This is a genomic window from Salinisphaera japonica YTM-1 (assembly GCF_003788585.1).
Lineage (GTDB): Bacteria > Pseudomonadota > Gammaproteobacteria > Nevskiales > Salinisphaeraceae > Salinisphaera > Salinisphaera japonica.
Genome location: NZ_AYKG01000056.1, coordinates 68,074 through 86,364 on the forward strand (window position 1 = coordinate 68,074; position 18,291 = coordinate 86,364).

The window sequence follows — 18,291 nt, forward strand, 5'->3', positions numbered from 1 at the left end:
TCCGCATGAAACGGCAACAGGCCCTAGGAAAGAGCACGCGTCGTACCACCTGCGCGCTGATCCTGGGCGCCTGCCTGGCCAGCGGTAGCGCGTTGGCCAATCTGCCGGGTAACGATCTGTTCGAGCCGTCAGGCAGTCAGGATCGCGTCGAGCTCATGGCGCTGACGCTCAACGGCGTGCCCCGTGACGATGCTTTCTTTCTTGTCGGGCCCGACGAGGGCGTCTATGCCAGCCAGGCGCTGATCGATGAATACGGCCTGGACATCACCGGCGACACACAGAAGATAGCCGATGGCGAGGTGTTTCGACCGTTATCGGCGGTGGCCGGCGCGCACTGGCAGATCGTGGCGAGCGAGTCGCGATTGATACTCGACGTGCCGGCGGCCTCGATCCGCACCGTCAGCGAGATCAATATCGTCTCAAGCCCGTCGGCTGCGCCGCCCTCACGCAGCATGGGAGCGTTTCTGAACTATGATCTGCTGGCGTTCGGCGAGACACCGGGCGATGATTACTCCATGGCCTTCGAAACCGGCACGTTCGGCGCCTGGGGTGTGGCCACCAATGATTTCATCGTGCGCAACGCCTCGTTTGGCGACAACGTGTTGCGCCTGGAATCCACCCTGCAGTACGACAGGCCGGCAAGCGGCAATAGTCTTCGCCTTGGCGATACCATTTCGCGCCCTGATGCCATCGGCAACGCCGTGCGCTTTGCCGGCGTGCAGTACGGCACCAACTTCGCCACTCAGCCGTATTTTCTGACCTTCCCGCAGCCGACGCTTACCGGGCGGACCAGCCTGCCGTCGACGGTCGATGTCTATATCGACAACGTGCTGCGCGGCAGTCAGGACGTGCCGGCCGGCGGGTTTTCGACCCAGGCATTGCCGATTAGCGCCGGACGCGGGCAGGTGCGTCTCCAGGTGCGCGATGCGCTGGGGCGTCAGACGGTGATCACGCGGCCGTTTTTCATCACCAACCAGTTGCTAAAGCCCGGACTGAGCGATTTTTCACTGTCGGCCGGGGTGCTGCGTGAAAACTTTGCCCTGGAAAGCAACAACTACGGCCAGGCGCTGGTCAATGGCCTCTGGCGTCACGGGTTCACGGATCGACTGACGTTTGCCGTGTTCTCATCTGCCCAGCCGCGGGTACAGACCGCGGGCACTTCGGCCACGGTCAAGCTGGCCGAGTCGATTGTGGCCCAGGGCGCCATCGCCGGTAGCTACAGCGATAATGGTGGCGGCGCGAAGGCCCGCCTTGGTATCAACCAGCAACTCGGACGGTTGTCGTACGGGGCGGCCATCGAACAGGGCAGCCAGGCGTATCGCCCGGTGGGGGCAGAGGACGAGCTGTTCTTCGAAGCACGCCAGACCGTCAGTGCCAATCTGGGCCTGTCGCTGGGCGGTTTGGGCAGCCTGACGGGCAACTATATACGCCGGGAGTTTCGCCAGCAGGGCGAGATCACGATTCTCAATGTGAACTTCACCCGCCCGCTTGGTCCGGCTTTTTTATCCGCAGGCGTGTTTCAGACCCGCGCGATCGATGAACGCGGCTATGCCGGCCAGGTCTTGCTTACCCTGCCGCTGGGCGCGCGCACGACCGCCAGCACGGGCGCCGCGCTGGATGATTCGGGTGTCGGTGGGTTTGCCCAGCTGCAACGGGCGTTGCCGATCGGCCCGGGGTATGGTTATCGACTACAGGCCGGTTCCGGTGATACGTCGAACTCGCTGGCCGAAGTGGCGGCCCGCTCGAATTACGGCAGCTACCGGCTTGCCGCGGCGCAATTCGAGGGGCGCACCAGCTATCAGGCAGAGATCAGCGGCGGTATAGCGGCCATCGGCGGCGGGCTGTATGCCTCTCGGCGCCTGGACGACAGCTTCGCGCTGGTGGATGTGCCTGATTTCGACAACGTCCGGATTTATGACCAGAACCAGCTGGTCGGACGGACCAACGGCAAGGGCCGTCTGCTCGTGCCGCGGCTGTTGCCATACCAAGCCAACACGATTCGCGTCGACCCGGCCGATCTGCCGCTGGATGCACGGATTCCTGATCTATCGCGTGAGGCCGTGCCGTATTTTCGTAGTGGCACGGTCACGCGCTTTGATATTCAGCGCGCCAAGGCCGCCACGTTCGTGGCTGTGGATCCCGACGGCGAGCCGCTTATGCCCGGCATCGAACTCGTCGCCGAGGCAGGCGGGGCTCATTATCCGATCGGCTATGAAGGGTTTGCTTATGTCAGCGATCTGCACGTGGGCCGCAATGTATTTCTGACCGACGGGCCGGACGATGTGTGCCGTTTCGTGATCAACTATCCCCAGGATGCCGAGATCCAGCCCGACCTCGGCATCGTTCGCTGTGAGAGGCCGGCGCCATGACGCGCATGCACTGTTGTCGTTTTTCAGAGTCTGTTGAACACGCAGGTGAGCGGCCGCCTCGAGCGCCCGCCACGTGTATGGCAGGGCGTGCGCCAAAGCCCCGGGGCGCGCCACGATCACGACCCGCGATATCGCGGGATTCGACGTGCGGCGGCCCGGCCCACCGTTTGGCCAGCACGCGTATGAAACATCGATCGGCCCGGGGCCGATGGGCCGCCGGGCTGGGCGCAGCCCTTGCACTGACCAGCGCCTCGGCGATGGCTGACTGTACGACGGTGACCAGTCAGTCGATCGCTTTCGGGACTTACAGCGCGCTCAGTGGTACGCCGATCGACAGCACCGGCTCGGTACGTATCACCTGTACGGGCAGTGGACTGCTTGGCGCCGATAACGGGGTTGTAAGCATCAGTGCCGGTAGCAGTACAAGCTTTACCAACCGAACGCTCGTCAACGGCGGCCAGCGGCTGTTCTACAACCTGTACACGGATGCCGCTCGCAGCCGTGTATTCGGCGACGGCACCGGCAATACGGGCACGGTGGGTTTTACGGCTGGCGGTGGTTTGCTCGGCGGCCCGAGCACGGCCACCGTGCCGGTCTATGGTCGTATGCCGGCACGCCAGGATGTCGCGCCGGGCCAGTATATCGACACGCTGATCGTCACCGTCACGTATTGACCGGCCGGCCGTGGCCCTCTTTGCCGGCGACAAGGACGCTAACCGCGGCCAGCATTGTTAAACTGCGTGCCCACAAACGCTTCGTTTATACAGGGTTGGTCTGCATGCCCGTCGTCACTCGTTTTGCCCCCAGCCCGACCGGGTATCTGCATATCGGCGGCGCCCGAACCGCGCTTTATTCCTGGCTGTATGCCCAGAAGACCGGCGGGTCGTTCGTGCTGCGCATCGAAGACACCGATCGGGAACGCTCGACCGACGAAGCCGTGGCCGCGATTGTCGATGCCATGGACTGGCTGGACCTGCCCGCCGAGGGGCCGGCCACCTACCAGACCCAACGCTTTGATCGCTACGGCCAGGTGATCGAGCAGCTCTTGGCCGAGGGCAAGGCCTATCGCTGTTATTCCACGGCCGAAGAGGTCGAGGCGATGCGCGAGGCCGCGCGGGCGGCCGGGGAGAAACCCAAGTACGACGGTACCTGGCGACCCATGCCGGGCAAGACCTTGCCTGAAATACCGGCCGGCCGTGATCCGGTCATCCGGTTTGCCACCCCGCTGGACGGCCACACCGTGATCCCGGATCTGGTCAAGGGCGATATCACCATCGCCAACAGCGAGCTGGACGATCTGATCATCGCCCGCGCCGACGGCACGCCGACCTACAACTTCTGTGTGGTGGTCGATGACATGGACATGGGCATCACCCACGTCATTCGCGGCGATGATCATGTCAACAACACGCCCCGCCAGATCAATATCCTGAAAGCACTGGTGGGCGACGAGGGCGATCTGCCGGTCTATGCCCACGTGCCGATGATTCTGGGCGCTGACGGCAAGCGGCTGTCCAAGCGCCACGGCGCGGTCGGCGTGATGACGTTCCGCGAGCAGGGCTTCTTGCCGAGTGCGCTGCTCAATTACCTGGTGCGGCTCGGCTGGGCCCACGGTGATCAAGAGATCTTCACCCGCGCCGAGATGATCGAGCACTTCGATATCGAGAACGTGCAGGGCGGGGCCTCGACGTTCGACCCGGAAAAACTGACCTGGGTGAACCAGGAACACATCAAGATGGCCGCGCCGGATACGCTGGCCGGGGAGCTGGCCTGGCATCTGGCCCGTCACGATATCCACGACGTGCCGGCCCCGCGCCTGGCGCAGATCGCGGCGGTGCAGCAGGGCCGCTGCAAGCTGATGACTGAAATGGCCGAGGGCAGTCTGTTTCTGTTCGCCGCCCCCGACGAGTACGCGGCCAAGGCGGTGAAGAAACATATCAAGGCCGATACACCGGCCGTGCTGGCCGATGTGCACGATCGTCTGGCCGCGCTGGACACATGGGACGCCGAGACGCTGGGGGACGCGGTTCGCGGCGTGGCCGAGACCAGAGAGATCGGCATGGGCAAAGTCGCCCAGCCGATCCGTATCGCGCTGACCGGCGGGCCGGTCTCCCCCTCGATCGACGACACGCTCGTACTGCTGGGCCGCGAGGCAACGCTGGCCCGGCTGAACACGGCCGTGGACGTGTTCTCGGCCTGATCGGGCACGAGCACCGCTGGCGACTCATTGCCCGCCCGTTGTCGACAGGGCAATACCATAACGCGTGCCTGATCGATACAATATTCGTTCAATTGTAGAGGTCTGCATGCGTCCGACGCTCGACATCACGGCCCTAGAGATCGACCGCGCGACGCGTCTGGCAGAGATGTTTCGTCTGCTGGGCGAGCCGAACCGGCTGTCGTTGGTGGTCTGTTGTCTCGAAGCGCCCCAGAGCGTGGCCACGCTGGCCGAGCAGATCGATATATCCATGTCGCTGGCCAGCCATCATCTACGGCTGTTGCGCGGGGCACGGCTGCTGCGCGCCGAGCGGCGGGGCAAGCAGGTCTTTTATGTCGCCGCCGATGCGCATGTGCAACGCGTGTTGCGCGACATGATCGCCCACGGCGATGAAGAGGATCGACCATGAGTTCGAACCACGCCCATCATCACGCTGACCACGACCACGACCACGACCACGACCACGGTGGGCACTGCGGCCACGATCATGGCGGTCTGGGTGGGCATCATCATCACGGCAGCGGCAAGACGCTGGTGTTCTCGTTGTGCTTCACGCTCGCTTTCGCGGTCGTCGAACTGTTCGGCGGCTGGTTTTCCGGGTCGTTGGCGCTGATATCCGATGCCGGGCATATGTTCACCGACAGCTCGTCACTGGCTATCGGCGCGGTCGCTGCCTGGCTGGCCCAGCGCCCGGCATCGCGGGTCCATTCGTTCGGGCTGCAACGCGCTGAAGTGCTGGGCGCGCTGATCAATGCGGTTCTGATGATCGTGGTGGTCATCGCGATCGCGGCATCGGCGATTCAGCGGTTGTTTAACCCCGCGCCGGTGACGGGCGGCGTGGTGCTCGTCATCGCCGGCCTGGGCCTGCTCGTCAATCTCGTGATCGGCTTCATTCTGCTGCGCGGCGAGCAGACCATGAACGTGCGCGGTGCCCTGCTGCACGTGCTGGGTGATCTGGCCGGCTCGGTCGCGGCCATGGTGGCCGGCATCGTGATCATGATCACCGGCTGGACGCCGATCGACCCGATCCTGTCGTTGTTCGTCAGCGGCCTGATCGCGCTATCGGCCTGGCCGCTGTTGCGTGACGTGCTGCACGTGCTCATGGAAGGTGTGCCGCGCGATGTCAACGCCGGTGAAGTCAGTCGCGCGCTTTCGGCGATCGAGGGCGTGCGCTCGGTGCACGATCTGCATATCTGGACGCTGTCCTCAAGTCAGCGTGCCCTGGCTGCCCACGTCGAGATCGGGCAGCTCGCCGAATGGACCGCGATTCTGCCCAAGCTGGAAGCCGTACTGGCCGAGCGTTTCTCGATCTCGCACACCACGTTGCAGCCGGAAAACCGGGCAACGGCCCGGGCCTGTGTCGCCGACGGCGACTGCGGGGCAACCACGGCCTGACATGTCTCAGCCGGCCCGCCAGAGCGGGGCCGGCTGGCCAAGCGCCCGGTTATAGAGGCTCATGACCAGGGTGGCGACGGCAATGGCCGCCCACATCAGCACCAGATCAAACAACGTGGGCAACAGGCCCAGGCTGACGATCAGCGTGGTCGCCCCGGCCGGCGGATGCGCCGTGCGCAAGCCGCGCGTGGCGGCCACCGTCGCCGCGACCGAGACGGCCGCTGTGGCAACGTGTGCCGGTGTGATGCCCGCCACCAGTACGGACGGAGCGTGTCGCAATCCGAAGAGCCACAGACTCACCCAGCCCGCGACAAGCGCAGCGCCGTGGGCCAGCATGACGGTGCGGGGTGCCGTGCCATGCTGGCCCGGATGCTGGGCCAGCATCATGACCGTGGGGCCCAGGCTGGGAAACAGCATCGGCTGAGCCAGCCACCAGGCGACGGCGCCGGTGATGCCCATGGCCAGGGCACAACCGACAATCACACGCAGCGCCGTTGTCATGGGCTCAGGCATGTTGCGCGGCATCGGGCGCTCAGTCGCGGCGAGCGGTTAGGCGTCGGTTCTTTGAGCCAGCCGCAACAAACCACGAAGTGCTTCGTTCACGGATTGGGAGTTGGGAAACGCCGCCGCGATATCTTCGTCGAGAACGATAACGTTCGAGTGTTCTTGAAAACGCGTCAAATACTTGCCGCGAACGCCTTCACCCAGATCTTCTTGGCGGTACTCAGCTCGCATTTCCTTATGTTTGCTCATAAATAGTCCGCTCGGATGGCGTCATGGCTCTGGCACTGATTATGCGCTCGTTCGTATTTCTAGGAGTGTGCGAAATCACGATGAATTTGCCGTTACCCGATACGCCGAAGGTGAGAAAGCGCTCCTCAGCGCTGGAATGATCGGGATCAACAAACGTCAGGGCCAGCGGATCGCCGAACACCGTCGCCGCTTCGTCGAATGTGACCCTATGTTTTCTGGCGTTTGCTTTCGCCTTTCGGCTATCCCATTCAAACTGCATGCATGAGATTCAAGTGAGAGGACATATCAGGCGTCGATGTCGGCCGAGACTGTCATCGCCTTAGCCAGCACGCGGGCTGCTGCAAACTGATTGCCCTGACCTGCGCGCCTTACTTGCTCTGGTAATAATCCATCAGGATCTCGGCGACTTCCGGGCGCGAGAATTCCGGCGGCGGGGCGATACCGTTACCCAGCATCTCGCGCACCTTGGTGCCGGAGAGGATCACGAAATCGTCCTTGGTGTGATCGGGGGCGTCGGACATCATCACCACGCGGCCGAGCTTTTTGGAAAACGCGGTGTGGTCGGCCTTGAAGATCTCGATCTCCAGGGCATCGGCGGGTACTTTCTCGTCGAAGATGGTCTGGGCTTCGAAAGCGCCGTAGAAATCGCCGACGCCGGCGTGGTCACGGCCGACGATGAGATAGGCACAGCCGGCGTTCTGGCGAAACACGGCGTGCAGCACGGCCTCGCGAGGCCCGGCGTACATCATGTCGAAGCCATAACCGGTGATCATCACCGAGTTTTCGGGGAAGTAGTTGTCCACCATCGTACGGATGGCGTCGTTGCGTACCCGTGCCGGAATATCGCCGGGCTTCAATTTACCCAGCAGCATATGGATGAGGATACCGTCGGCGCCGGTGCCTTCCAACGCCATCTTGCATAGCTCTTCGTGGGCGCGGTGCATGGGGTTGCGTGTCTGGAAGGCCACGACCTTGTCCCAGCCGCGTTCGGCGAACTCGTCACGAATGGATTGTGCCGTGCGAAATGTGCCACGGAAGTCGGTCTCGAAGTACGAGAAATTCAGCACCTGGATGGGCCCGTGCACGAGATATCGCCCCAGGCCCTTGAAGGTCGCCACGCCCGGATGTTCTTCGTCGTCGGTGCCGAAGATATGCGTGACCATGTCGCGCATTTCCTCGTCGCTGATCTCTTCGATGCCTTCGACGTCCTGCACCGCGATGACCGGCTCGCCCTCGACGTTCGGGTCCTTGAGCGCGATACGTGCGGCACCGCGGATCGATTCGGGGTCGGCCACAATGTTGACGACGGGAATCGGCCAGAACAGGCCGGATGCCGTGCGCATGTCGCGCGCTACAGACAACGCATCGGCCTTGGTCATGTAGCCGGTCAACGGGTTGAAGTAACCCGCACCCAGCATCACCGCATTGGCTGCTGCGGCCGAGCTGACGGTGATCGCCGGAAGCTCTGCGGCCTCCTGGACGAGCTGGCCGTGGGCGGCCTCGTCGGCGACATACAACGGGTTCAAGGTATCCGAGCCGTGGGGTTTGATCATGACGTCCGCGCTTTGTATCGATCGGCCGGCGCGATGAGCGCGCCTGTTTTAATGCCGAGAGATTATTAAATTCGCGGAAAGTCTAACCGTGGGGCGTAAGACCGGACAACCCGACAAGCCGGTCTATCGTTATGACGGGTCTTTCTTTGTGTCGGTATCGTTTTCGCAGTTCGCGGTCTGGCAATCGCCGTAGAGCACCAGGGTGTGCTTGGACAGGTCGAAGCCGGATTTCTGCGCCAGGTCACGCTGGCGCTGTTGCATTTCGTTATCGAAGAATTCCTCGATCTTGCCGCACTTCACACAGATCAGATGATCGTGCGGGCCCTGTTCCAGCTCGAACAGGGCATGGCCGTCCTCGAAGTGATGACGGATAACCAAGCCAGCGTCCTCGAACTGGGACAGCACACGATAGATCGTGGCCAGGCCGATGTCTTCTTCGTTGTCCAGCAGCTTGCGATAGACATCCTCTGCCGAGAGATGATCCTGCTTGTTCTGCTGGAGCACTTCCAGAATCTTCAGCCGGGGCAGGGTGGCCTTGAGCCCGGCCTTGCGTAGATCGCTGGTTTGCATACGCGATACCTCAAACACGCTTGCCTGTCGGCAACAACCGCAACTGATGCGAATGATTCACAATCAGGCCATTTCGTCGGATTTCAACGCCGAACAGCCGGTCGTCAGCGGTCGTAGGCCAGCGCTTCGCCAATACAGCCTTGGCTAAGTTTACCGTCATGATACGCCAGTTGGCCAGATACCACCGTGGTCTTCACGCGAGCATTGAAGCTGTGGCCGGCAAATGGCGTCCAGCCACATTTGGCCAGCACGGGCTCGTCGTCGACCACGGTGCGCCCGCGCGGATCCACCAGCACCAGATCCGCCCAGTAGCCCTCGCGCAGATAGCCACGATCGACGATATCAAAACGATCCGCCACGTTATGGGCCATCTTGGTCACGAGCTGCTCGATCGTGAAATACCCGACGCTGACCTGATCGACCAGGCTGGGTACGGCATGCTGAACCAGCGGCAGGCCGGCCGGCGCCGAGAAATAAGGGTTGTCCTTGTCAGCGCGGGCATGCGGGGCATGATCGGTGGCCAGCACGTCGATCACGTCATCGGCCACGGCTTTGAGGATCGCCTGTCGGTCGGCCTCTGTTTTGATCGCCGGGTTGCATTTGATCAGCGCGCCGAGACGATCATAGTCGTCTTCGGAAAAGAACAGGTGATGAATACAGGCCTCGGCCGTGATGTTCTTGTCAGCCATGGGCCCGGCTGCAAACAGCGCCAGTTCTTCGGCGGTGGTGATATGCAGGATATGCAGACGCGCGGCGTGGCGCGTGGCCAGATCCATGGCTTTCTTCGAGGAGGCGATACAGGCCTCGCGCGAGCGGATCACCGGATGCTGGCGTATCGGGACGTCTTCGCCATAGGCCGCGCGCGCCTTGTCTGCGTTGGCCTCGATCATGGGCGTGTCCTCACAGTGGGTGAGGATCGGCAGTGGCGAATGCTCGAAGATGGCCTCAAGGGCGGCGTCGTCATCCACCAGCATCTTGCCGGTGGAAGCGCCCATGAAGATCTTCACGCCGGCCGCGCGCGTGCCGTCCACGCGTTTGATGGCCTCGATGTTGTCGTTGGTAGCGCCCAGATGAAAGCCGTAATTGGCCGCACACCGCCCGCGTGCCATGTCCAGTTTGGCCACCAGCGCTTCGTGGTCGATGGTGGGCGGCTTGACGTTGGGCATGTCCATGAAGCTGGTAATGCCGCCGGCCACCGCGGCGCGTGATTCGCTGGCCATATCGGCCTTGTCGGTCAGCCCCGGCTCACGAAAATGCACCTGGTCATCGATCATGCCCGGCATGAGCCAGCAGCCCGCGCCGTCGATGACGGTCTCGCCGGCCATGGCGGCGATATCGGCGCCGATCTGATCGATACGGCCCGCGCGCACCCGCAGATCGGCCTCGAAGGTGTCGTTATCGTTGACGAGCGTGGCGTTTTTGATCAAAAGGTCGGTCATGGCACGAGAGCGGTCGAAGACACGAGAGGCAGTGTAAGGATTGCGCGGTCATGGCCCAAGCACGGACCCGCCACGCGTTATAGGGCGTGGGTGACGATCGCGCCCTTGCCCACGCCTTCATAAGCCTGGACCGTCACGGCCTGGCCGGCGTGCTCGTCGGCCAGCGCGCGGGCGATGGCGTCGGCGATGTTCTCGACCGTGGCCGGGCCGTCGATCAGCGCACAGCGCTCGCGGGCCAGCTCGATGGCAAAGTGGCCTTGCGGGGCGTCATAGGCAAAGCCAAGACGCGTGGCATCGTCGGGTGTCGTGAGATCAGCCCGGCTGCCGATGAAGATACCCTGCCAGCGCTCGGCCCAGGCGTGGGCGATATCCGGGCGCGGCGTATCGTCCAGCCATACGGCCAGCCGACAACGATGCCCGTGGGCCAGGCGTTGGCAGTTGCCATCGTGGGCTGACAGGCCGTGGGTATAGTCATATACCGGGCCGTCGATGGCCTCGGCGCGCAGGGTCAGCGCTACGTGATCCACGTTATCCGGCATCTGCGCGGCCACGCGCGCGCCAAGCCAGTCGGCCAGAAACTCGGGCGTGATGCGATCACAGTCGAGATAGGCCAGCGCACTTGCCGGGCCGGTATAGACATATCGATCGCCGGATCCGGTGACGAGCTTGATGGTCTCACCGTGCCAAGAGATGCCCTCGGCGGCCGTCGGTACGAGCAGACGATGATCGACCAGCGCATCGATTTCGGCCTTCAACAGCTTCTTGGCCGGGCCGAAATCGAAGAGCATGCCCTGATCGTCGCGGGTGCCGGTGAGCGCGACATCCACCAGCCAGGTTGCACCGCACAGGCCGCGCGCGCTGTCGAGTACGCCGCAGTCGACGTGCGTGACGTGATCGACAAACAGCGTAAGGCTGTCCGAGCGTTGTGCTGGGTTCACGGCGCCGCGGGCAGGGCGATGCCGCGTTCGGGCAGCATGATCGGAATACCGTCGTCGATGCGATAGCCGGTCAAGCCGTCGCGGGTGATCAGAAGCGCCTGAATACGCTGATCGACATGGCTGTCATCGGCATAGGTGGCACGGCCCTGGTCAATCTCGGCGTTCACCGCGGCCAGCGTGCCTGCGTCGGCCATGGACAGGCTGGCCCCGCTGACCGGGCAGACCAGAATATCGAGAAGCTGCTTGTCCATGAGCACATACCGTCGGGGTCGGAAACACCCCGATTTTAACCTAAATAGTGATTTTCAGCCCGATGACGGCCACGATCAGGCCGGCAATCCACGCCAGGCGTGCCGGCCGGGCCGAGTCGCCCCAGAACAGGATGCCGATGGCCGTGCTGCCCAGCGTGCCAAAGGCCGTGAACACGCTGTAGGCCACGGCCATCGGAATCGTGGCCATGGCCGCGTGCAGACACGTCAGGCCGGCGGTGAAGCCGCCGACAGCCAGCACAAGGCCCGACGCACGCTGGCCGTGGCTCGTGCGTGCAAACCCCACCACGCCGATGATTTCACAGATGCCGGCCACGGCCAGCCAGAGCCAGGCCATGTCAGGCGTGCCCGCCGGTGCGCTTCAAGCCGATCACGCACACGATGAGAAATACCATGAAGCCATAAGCCGCAGGCGATAGCGCCGTGTCGAGGAATGCCACCTGCAGCGCCATCGCGCCAAACGCCCCCAGGCCCACGAACAGGGTATAAACCGTGGTCGCCGGCAGATCGCGCGTGGCACCCAGCGCCAGACCGACGCTGGCGGCCGCCGCTATGACGGTCGCGGCCCATTCGATCGCGGTGGTGGAAAACCTAAGGCCGGCGATCCAGCCAACCTCGGCCGCCGCACCGGCCATCAACCAAAGCCATGCACGCATTTTGAACGATCTATTCGCAAACGAACGACTGTTAGTCTAGCAGAGATATATCGAAAATAGCCGAAAAACAAACAAATCGTTATAATTAGCGGATGTCTGATAATAACGCCCCGACCACCGCGCAGCGTATCCATGATTCTGCGCTCACGCTTTTTGCAAGTTACGGCTATGAAGGCACGTCCCTGTCGCAACTGGCTGAGGCCGTGGGAATACGTAAACCTTCGCTGTATAACCATATCGACAGCAAGGAAGGGCTGTTCATGGATCTCGTGGAAGAGGTCGAGCGGGCCTTCTTTGACGAGCTGGATCGCAGCGTGGAAAGCCACGCCGATGCCCCGGTAGAAACGCGCGTCCTGGCGCTGGTGTCAGATCTGTCACGGTTCATGTTGCAGGCCGACAAGGGCACGTTTCACAAGCGATATCTGTTATTCCCGCCGCGCCCACTATTGGCAGAGGTAAGACAAATTACCGCGCGCAGTGAAGCACGTATCGATGTGGCACTGCGCTGTTTCTATGCCCAAGGCATTGAAGAGCAGCTATGGCACACGCTGACCGAGCGCGAGTTCCTTGATGCGTTCTATGTGTTGGTCGATGGTCTGTTTACCGAGCGTTTTCTCTACTCGGTGGATGAATACGATCGTCGCGTGGCCTCGGTGTGGCCGATCTTCTGGGCCGGCCTGCAACGCTAGGCCCTAGATGAGCGCGCGCGGCATCTTGCGCGCCTCGTTGTTACAAGGTAACGTTTTGCTGCTGGCGCGCCGAGCGGCGGCGCATCGTATTTTGTCTAGCCTGCGGGGGAAGCATGGATCCGACCGAGCGGCAGCGCGCTGTCTTGTGTTTCTTGTTTGTTACGTTATCACTTACGTCTTTCGGTTCGGCACAGGCCGCGCCCGTGCCTGCCGCACCGGCACCCGCCGGCGAGAGCGCGGCGCTGCCGGCCAAGCCCGGCCGGACACAGACGCCGGCAGCGCCGCGTCAGCTGGAAACGATCTCGGTCACGGGCGTGGCTATTCCGGGTAGCCCGCTCAGCCAGGCTGCCAACGTCGATGTCGTGGACGCCAATGCCATGCAGGCCGACGGTGTGGCCAATCTGGGTGAGGGGTTGGATCAGCTGGCCGGTGTCAATTCCATCGGCACGGGCAACGTCTCGGGCAAGCCGGTCATCCGCGGGCTGTCCGGGCTGCGGGTCAAGATTCTTTCGGATGATGTCGGTATTGCCAGCCAGGCGTTTGGTGTGCGGCACATGCCGGTGATCGATCCGTTTCTGCTCGACCGGGCCGAGGTCGTGCGCGGGGCTTCGAGCGTGCTTTATGGCTCAAGCGCGTTGGGCGGGGCGGTCAATCTCATCCCCATGGCCATTCAGTATGATCATCTGGCGACCGGTGAAGTGCTGGGGCGCTACAACAGTAACAATCGCCAATGGGACACCGGCGTGAAGGCCACCGGCGGCAACGGGCATTTCGGCTACGCAGCCGGCTTCATTCGGCGCGACGGCGGCGATATCCGCACGCCCGACGAGCCCACTTATTTCCCGGGCCCAGAGGCCGCGGCCAACAGCGATGCCCCGGCCTATACCGGCCGGCTGCCGTATACCGATTTCAACCAGCTCAACGGCAGCTTTGCCGTGGGCATGGACGACGACACCCTGGGGGAATGGCAGCTGCGCTATACCCGCTGGGACGATGAGCATAATTACCTGCTGCCACCGCCGAGCGGGATCAAGCCGCCCGCGGCAGGCGCGGAAGGCGTGGGCCAGTACATCGACGACAATCAGGTCCAGCTGACCGGCCATGTCAACGCCGCCGGTATTCGCTGGAAGCCGAATTTCCTCTGGCAGAACAATCAGCGGCGTTCCAACGCCGGCGGTTTTCCGCTGGTGGCTGGTTTCGATGACACGATCGACCTGGAGTTCAACCAGTACACCGCGCGCTTGACCGGCCAGCACGGCCCGGTGCTGGGCTTGTCCGGGGGCACTTTCGGCGTGGAATATCTCAACAAGCAACAAGAGTCTCGTGGGCGGGTACAGCTCTCTCCCGGTGGCGAGGTCAACAACGCCGCCATCTTCGCCTTCGAGGAAAAAGATATCGGGGCGCTCACGCTCCAGGCCGGGCTGCGCTACGACTATCACGACGTGAAAGCCAGTGCCGCGGATACGGCCAACCCCTCGGCCGCCGTGCGTGATGCCGATAAACAAACCTTCAACGTGGTCACCGGCTCGCTGGGCGGCATTTATGCCCTGACCGATCATCTATCGTTTGCCGCCAACGTCGGCCGTGGGTTTCGCGCGCCGAGCCTGTTCGAGCTGTATGTCGCTGGCCAGCACGGCGGGGTGGCCGCCTTCCAGCGCGGTAACGCCGATCTCGACGATGAAACCTCGCTGGATACGTCGATCTCACTGCGCTGGGCCTCCGAGCGTGTGACCGCGAAAATTTCGGGGTACCGCAACGCGATCGATGACTATATCTATCTGCAGGACACGGGCCAGACCCGTAACGGTTTGCCGATTTTCGATCATGATCAGGCCGATGCCGAATTGTTGGGCGCCGAGGCCAGCATCGAGGCCGAGCTGACGGCCTGGATGTCGGTGCATGCCCAGGGCGAGATCATTCGCGGCGAGCGTACCGAGTCCAATGACGATCTGCCGCTCATTCCGGCCAACAATGTCGGCGTTGGCGCACGTTTCACGCCGCAGGGCCGAAGCTGGCCGCGTGGTGCCTACGGGCTGGTGGATCTGACATATCACGCCAGCCAGAACGCCGCCCCCGGTGAGCCGTTTTCACAGTTCGACAACGCCCCGTTCGGCAGTGCCTCCACCTCGGGGTACGGGCTGGTCGATCTGGGGGCGGGTGTGGCGCCTAAAATCGCCGGCCACGAGGTCCAGCTCGATCTGCGCGTGCACAATCTCTTCGACAAGCCTTATCGCGGGTTTCTCGATACGTATAAAGGCTATGCGCTCTCGCCCGGCCGGGATATTCGTCTGACCACGCGTGTGCCGTTCGATCTGTAGGCAAACAAGACGCGGGCGTGATTTACCCTGTACGGACTCGATCCCCAGCCAGTGACCCGCGTTCCGTGACTCTATCTGCTCGTCTTGTATCCGTGTTGGTTGGTGCCGTGCTTTGTCTGCCCACGGCCAGCGCCTGGGCCGCCCAGCTGGGCGGCGTGTCGGTAACCACCGAGGGCACCACCAGCACGGTACGTTTCGCCCTGGACGCCGCACCCAAGTTTCATTATTTCTCGCTGGATGATCCGGCGCGGGCCGTGATCGATCTGGAAGCCACCCATATCGGCGACGTCGCGCCGGTCGGCCGGCACCCGGGCCTGACCGGCGTGCGCCTGGCTCGCCACGGCGATGGCAGTACGCGCGCGGTGATCGATCTGGCGGGCGGGGCCCATCTTGCGGGGGTGTCGGCGGCCGGCCACGATCTCGTGGCCCGTATCGACACGGGTCAAGCGGCTGCAAAAAACGATGCGCCGTCTCGGCCGAGCGCGCCCACCCCCGCACCTGCCGACGACTCGACCGACACGCCGGTACGCCAGAACAAGGAGCCCGAGGCGCTGTATACCGCGGCCCGCGTGAACGGGCCGGTCGTGGTGGTCATCGACCCTGGCCACGGCGGGCACGACTCGGGCACACGCGGGGCCAACGGGCTGATGGAGAAGACCGTGGCGCTTTCCATCGCCAAGAAGCTCTATGCCAAGTTGAAAACTACGGCCAGTGTGCATCCGGTGCTCACCCGCACCGACGATCGTTTCATCGGCCTGCGCGAGCGCGTGCATATCGCCCAGGAGAATCACGCCAATCTGTTCGTTTCGATTCACCAGAACGCTTATCCCGATGATCATCGCGTGGACGGCGGCACCTGCTACGTGCTTTCTCAGCATGGGGCGTCGGATTCGAAAGCGGCCCAGCTGGCGCAGTTCGAGAACTCGGCCGATCGGCGCGTGGCCGGGGTGGAATTCTCCGATACGGATCCAACACTCAACGCCGTGCTCACCGATCTGTATCAGAATGCCTCGATCGACGACGCCGACAGCCTGGCCCACGACATCATCGGCCAGTTCAGCCGTGTGGGCCCGATCTATCGGCGCACGCCGCCCCGGGCCAACTTCGCCGTGCTGCGTGACCCCATGATTCCGTCGGTGCTGTGTGAAACCGCGTTTCTGTCCAACCCCGCCCAGGCCCGCCGGCTCAAAAGCGATGCCTTTCGCGACCAGCTGGCCACGGCGATGTTCAACGGCATCATGGCCTATTTCAAGGAACACCCGCCCGAGCGCATGGCCCCGACGGGCGGATCGCTATACACGGTAAAGTCTGGCGATACGCTATCCCAGATCGCCGCGCGCCAGAACATCAGCGTCGACACGCTGATGAGCATCAACCACCTGCACGATCGCACGCTGGTTGCCGGGCAGAAACTGGAGTTGCCGCACGGGCGCTGATCGACACACCGGCCGGGTTGATACGATAACGCCATTGCCCGCCCCAAGGCCCTGACCATGCGCGAATCCGTACAGACCTATTACGGCCAGACCCTGCAATCCTCGGCCGATCTGGCCACCAACGCCTGTTGCGACCAGACCCCGCCCGAGCATCTCAAGCCGCTGCTGGGCAATATTCACGACGACGTGCTGGCCCGCTACTACGGCTGTGGCCTGGTCGTGCCCGACGAGCTGGCCGGCGCGCGCGTGCTGGATCTGGGCTGCGGCGCCGGCCGCGATGTCTACCTGCTGGCCCAGCTCGTCGGCGAGACCGGTGAGGTCGTCGGTGTGGACATGACCGACGAGCAGCTGGCCGTGGCGCGCGAGCACACGGAATATCACCGCCAGGCCTTCGGCTACGCGGCCTCGAACGTGCGTTTTGAGAAAGGCTATCTCGAAGCACTCGACACGCTGGACCTGGCGCCGGGCAGTTTCGATGTCGTCATTTCCAACTGCGTGATCAATCTATGCACCGACAAGCCCAAGGTGCTGGCAGATGTGGCACGCCTGTTAAAACCCGGCGGCGAGTTCTATTTCTCTGACGTCTATGCCGATCGCCGGCTGCCCGAAGCCGTGGCCACCGACCCCGTGCTTTACGGCGAATGCCTGGGCGGGGCGCTCTACTGGAACGACTTCGAGCACATGGCGGCTCGTGTGGGCTTTGGCGACCCACGCCTGGTCGAATCTCGTCGGTTGACGGTCGATAACAAAACGCTGGAAGCCAAGCTCGGCAATGCGCGGTTCTATTCCGCCACCTACCGGCTGTTCAATATCGACGCGCTGGAACCGGCCTGTGAAGACTACGGCCAGGCCGTGATCTATCGCGGCACGATCAGCACCGCGCCGCACAGCTTCACGCTCGATGGCCACCATGTGATCGAGGCCGGGCGCGTGTTCCCCGTATGCGGCAACACCTGGCGCATGCTCGCCGAATCGCGATTCGCGCCGCATTTCGATTTCATCGGTGATTTTTCAACGCATTACGGCGTGTTTTCGGGGTGTGGGGTTTCCTTGCCGTTCGATGAGGGGCGTGGTGAGGCCGACCGTGGGGCGGTTTTGGCTCAGGCTTCGGGCGGGTGTTGTTGACGCATCGAGTTGGAAAACTCTAGAGGCGAATTGAGCCCCGGTTTCGCGCCGCAGCGCGAGTCACTTTCGTTTGCTTGTCCAAACGAAAGTAACCAAAGGAAAGGACCCCCTACACATCCGCCCGCTACGCGGGTCCGCGCAGCCGCACAGGTTGCCTGGGACACGGCCAGAACTCGCATCGCTTTGGCGATGCTCAGACAACTGGCCGCGCTGGCGCGGTGCGCCAGACACCCAGGCAACCTGCACGTCTGCGCCGGCTCTGAAGGGATTTTGAATACAGACACGGCTCGGATAGCGCGGAGCTGAGTCAAACCATCAGGTGCTCACCGTTGGCTCCGGCTCAACTCCCAAGCCCTGGTCGCCCGTGCTGTATTCGGTCCGTTGCTGAAGGCGACAGAGACGCGGAGCGGCGACGGGTGTCCGGCGCATTGCGCCGGCGCGCAAAGATGTTTAAGCATCGCGAAAGCGATGTGAGTTTTTTGCGCGTCCCGTCGACGTGAGCATCGGAGTGCACCCGCGAAGCGGGCGCCGAGGACGGGGTCTTTTTCTTGGTTCCTTCTTTT

19 protein-coding genes are annotated in these 18,291 nt (G+C 63.1%); 9 read left to right on the top strand and 10 right to left on the bottom strand.

Annotation, left to right across the window (positions count from 1 at the left end; all coding sequences use genetic code 11):
* Positions 1-5: 5 nt before the first annotated feature.
* The 5 genes from SAJA_RS13360 to SAJA_RS13380 all read left to right on the top strand — a co-directional run bounded on the left by SAJA_RS13360 (position 6) and on the right by SAJA_RS13380 (position 5,982).
* Positions 6-2,369, top strand: a complete 2,364-nt coding sequence (locus tag SAJA_RS13360) for a fimbria/pilus outer membrane usher protein (RefSeq protein WP_123659165.1) — start codon at positions 6-8, stop codon at positions 2,367-2,369.
* Between the two features lie 182 nt (positions 2,370-2,551).
* The gene (locus SAJA_RS13365) at positions 2,552-3,043 is read left to right on the top strand and encodes a Csu type fimbrial protein (protein WP_184999895.1); all 492 of its coding nucleotides are present in this window, start codon (positions 2,552-2,554) and stop codon (positions 3,041-3,043) included.
* Positions 3,044-3,147: 104 nt separating this feature from the next.
* Positions 3,148-4,569: a glutamate--tRNA ligase gene (gene gltX / locus SAJA_RS13370; RefSeq protein WP_123659167.1), complete on the top strand. Its 1,422-nt coding sequence runs from the start codon at positions 3,148-3,150 to the stop codon at positions 4,567-4,569.
* A gap of 106 nt (positions 4,570-4,675) precedes the next feature.
* The gene (locus SAJA_RS13375; protein WP_123659168.1) at positions 4,676-4,996 is read left to right on the top strand and encodes an ArsR/SmtB family transcription factor; all 321 of its coding nucleotides are present in this window, start codon (positions 4,676-4,678) and stop codon (positions 4,994-4,996) included.
* The gene (locus tag SAJA_RS13380) at positions 4,993-5,982 is read left to right on the top strand and encodes a cation diffusion facilitator family transporter (protein WP_123659169.1); all 990 of its coding nucleotides are present in this window, start codon (positions 4,993-4,995) and stop codon (positions 5,980-5,982) included. Before SAJA_RS13375 ends, SAJA_RS13380 begins: the two co-directional genes overlap by 4 nt.
* A gap of 6 nt (positions 5,983-5,988) precedes the next feature.
* On the opposite strand, the gene SAJA_RS13385 is transcribed toward SAJA_RS13380, so the two are convergent.
* The 10 genes from SAJA_RS13385 to SAJA_RS13430 all read right to left on the bottom strand — a co-directional run bounded on the left by SAJA_RS13385 (position 5,989) and on the right by SAJA_RS13430 (position 12,160).
* A complete protein-coding gene (locus tag SAJA_RS13385) occupies positions 5,989-6,483 on the bottom strand; it encodes an HPP family protein (RefSeq protein WP_184999896.1) in 495 nt (164 codons plus the stop codon).
* 48 nt (positions 6,484-6,531) lie between these two features.
* A complete protein-coding gene (locus SAJA_RS13390) occupies positions 6,532-6,735 on the bottom strand; it encodes a hypothetical protein (protein WP_123659171.1) in 204 nt (67 codons plus the stop codon).
* The gene (locus SAJA_RS13395) at positions 6,722-6,994 is read right to left on the bottom strand and encodes a BrnT family toxin (protein WP_123659172.1); all 273 of its coding nucleotides are present in this window, start codon (positions 6,992-6,994) and stop codon (positions 6,722-6,724) included. The genes SAJA_RS13390 and SAJA_RS13395 overlap by 14 nt, the downstream gene beginning before the upstream one ends.
* Before the next feature lie 109 nt (positions 6,995-7,103).
* On the bottom strand, positions 7,104-8,288 hold the full coding sequence (gene sat, locus SAJA_RS13400) for a sulfate adenylyltransferase (protein WP_123659173.1): 1,185 nt from the start codon (positions 8,286-8,288) through the stop codon (positions 7,104-7,106).
* 129 nt (positions 8,289-8,417) lie between these two features.
* Positions 8,418-8,858: a ferric iron uptake transcriptional regulator gene (gene fur / locus SAJA_RS13405; protein WP_123659174.1), complete on the bottom strand. Its 441-nt coding sequence runs from the start codon at positions 8,856-8,858 to the stop codon at positions 8,418-8,420.
* Positions 8,859-8,962: 104 nt separating this feature from the next.
* Positions 8,963-10,297, bottom strand: coding sequence for a dihydroorotase (locus SAJA_RS13410; RefSeq protein ID WP_123659175.1), 1,335 nt, complete (start codon positions 10,295-10,297; stop codon positions 8,963-8,965).
* 77 nt (positions 10,298-10,374) lie between these two features.
* Positions 10,375-11,235, bottom strand: coding sequence for a 6-pyruvoyl trahydropterin synthase family protein (locus SAJA_RS13415; protein ID WP_123659176.1), 861 nt, complete (start codon positions 11,233-11,235; stop codon positions 10,375-10,377).
* Positions 11,232-11,486 carry a Trm112 family protein gene (locus SAJA_RS13420; protein WP_123659177.1) on the bottom strand — a complete coding sequence of 85 codons (255 nt, stop codon included), beginning with the start codon at positions 11,484-11,486 and terminating at the stop codon, positions 11,232-11,234. The genes SAJA_RS13415 and SAJA_RS13420 overlap by 4 nt, the downstream gene beginning before the upstream one ends.
* Positions 11,487-11,526: 40 nt before the next feature.
* The gene (locus SAJA_RS13425) at positions 11,527-11,841 is read right to left on the bottom strand and encodes a DMT family transporter (protein ID WP_123659178.1); all 315 of its coding nucleotides are present in this window, start codon (positions 11,839-11,841) and stop codon (positions 11,527-11,529) included.
* A 1-nt stretch (position 11,842) separates the two neighbouring features.
* Entirely contained in the window at positions 11,843-12,160 is a 318-nt protein-coding gene (locus tag SAJA_RS13430) for a DMT family transporter (RefSeq protein WP_123659179.1), read from the bottom strand.
* A 92-nt stretch (positions 12,161-12,252) separates the two neighbouring features.
* Here SAJA_RS13430 and SAJA_RS13435 point away from each other — a divergent pair, with 92 nt between their 5' ends.
* From SAJA_RS13435 to SAJA_RS13450, 4 genes are all read left to right on the top strand, one after another.
* Entirely contained in the window at positions 12,253-12,849 is a 597-nt protein-coding gene (locus SAJA_RS13435; RefSeq protein ID WP_123659180.1) for a TetR/AcrR family transcriptional regulator, read from the top strand.
* A 203-nt stretch (positions 12,850-13,052) separates the two neighbouring features.
* Entirely contained in the window at positions 13,053-15,167 is a 2,115-nt protein-coding gene (locus tag SAJA_RS13440) for a TonB-dependent receptor (RefSeq protein WP_245963334.1), read from the top strand.
* 65 nt (positions 15,168-15,232) lie between these two features.
* Positions 15,233-16,603 carry an N-acetylmuramoyl-L-alanine amidase gene (locus SAJA_RS13445; protein WP_184999897.1) on the top strand — a complete coding sequence of 457 codons (1,371 nt, stop codon included), beginning with the start codon at positions 15,233-15,235 and terminating at the stop codon, positions 16,601-16,603.
* Between the two features lie 57 nt (positions 16,604-16,660).
* On the top strand, positions 16,661-17,728 hold the full coding sequence (locus SAJA_RS13450) for a methyltransferase domain-containing protein (RefSeq protein ID WP_123659183.1): 1,068 nt from the start codon (positions 16,661-16,663) through the stop codon (positions 17,726-17,728).
* The last annotated feature ends 563 nt before the right edge of the window (positions 17,729-18,291 follow it).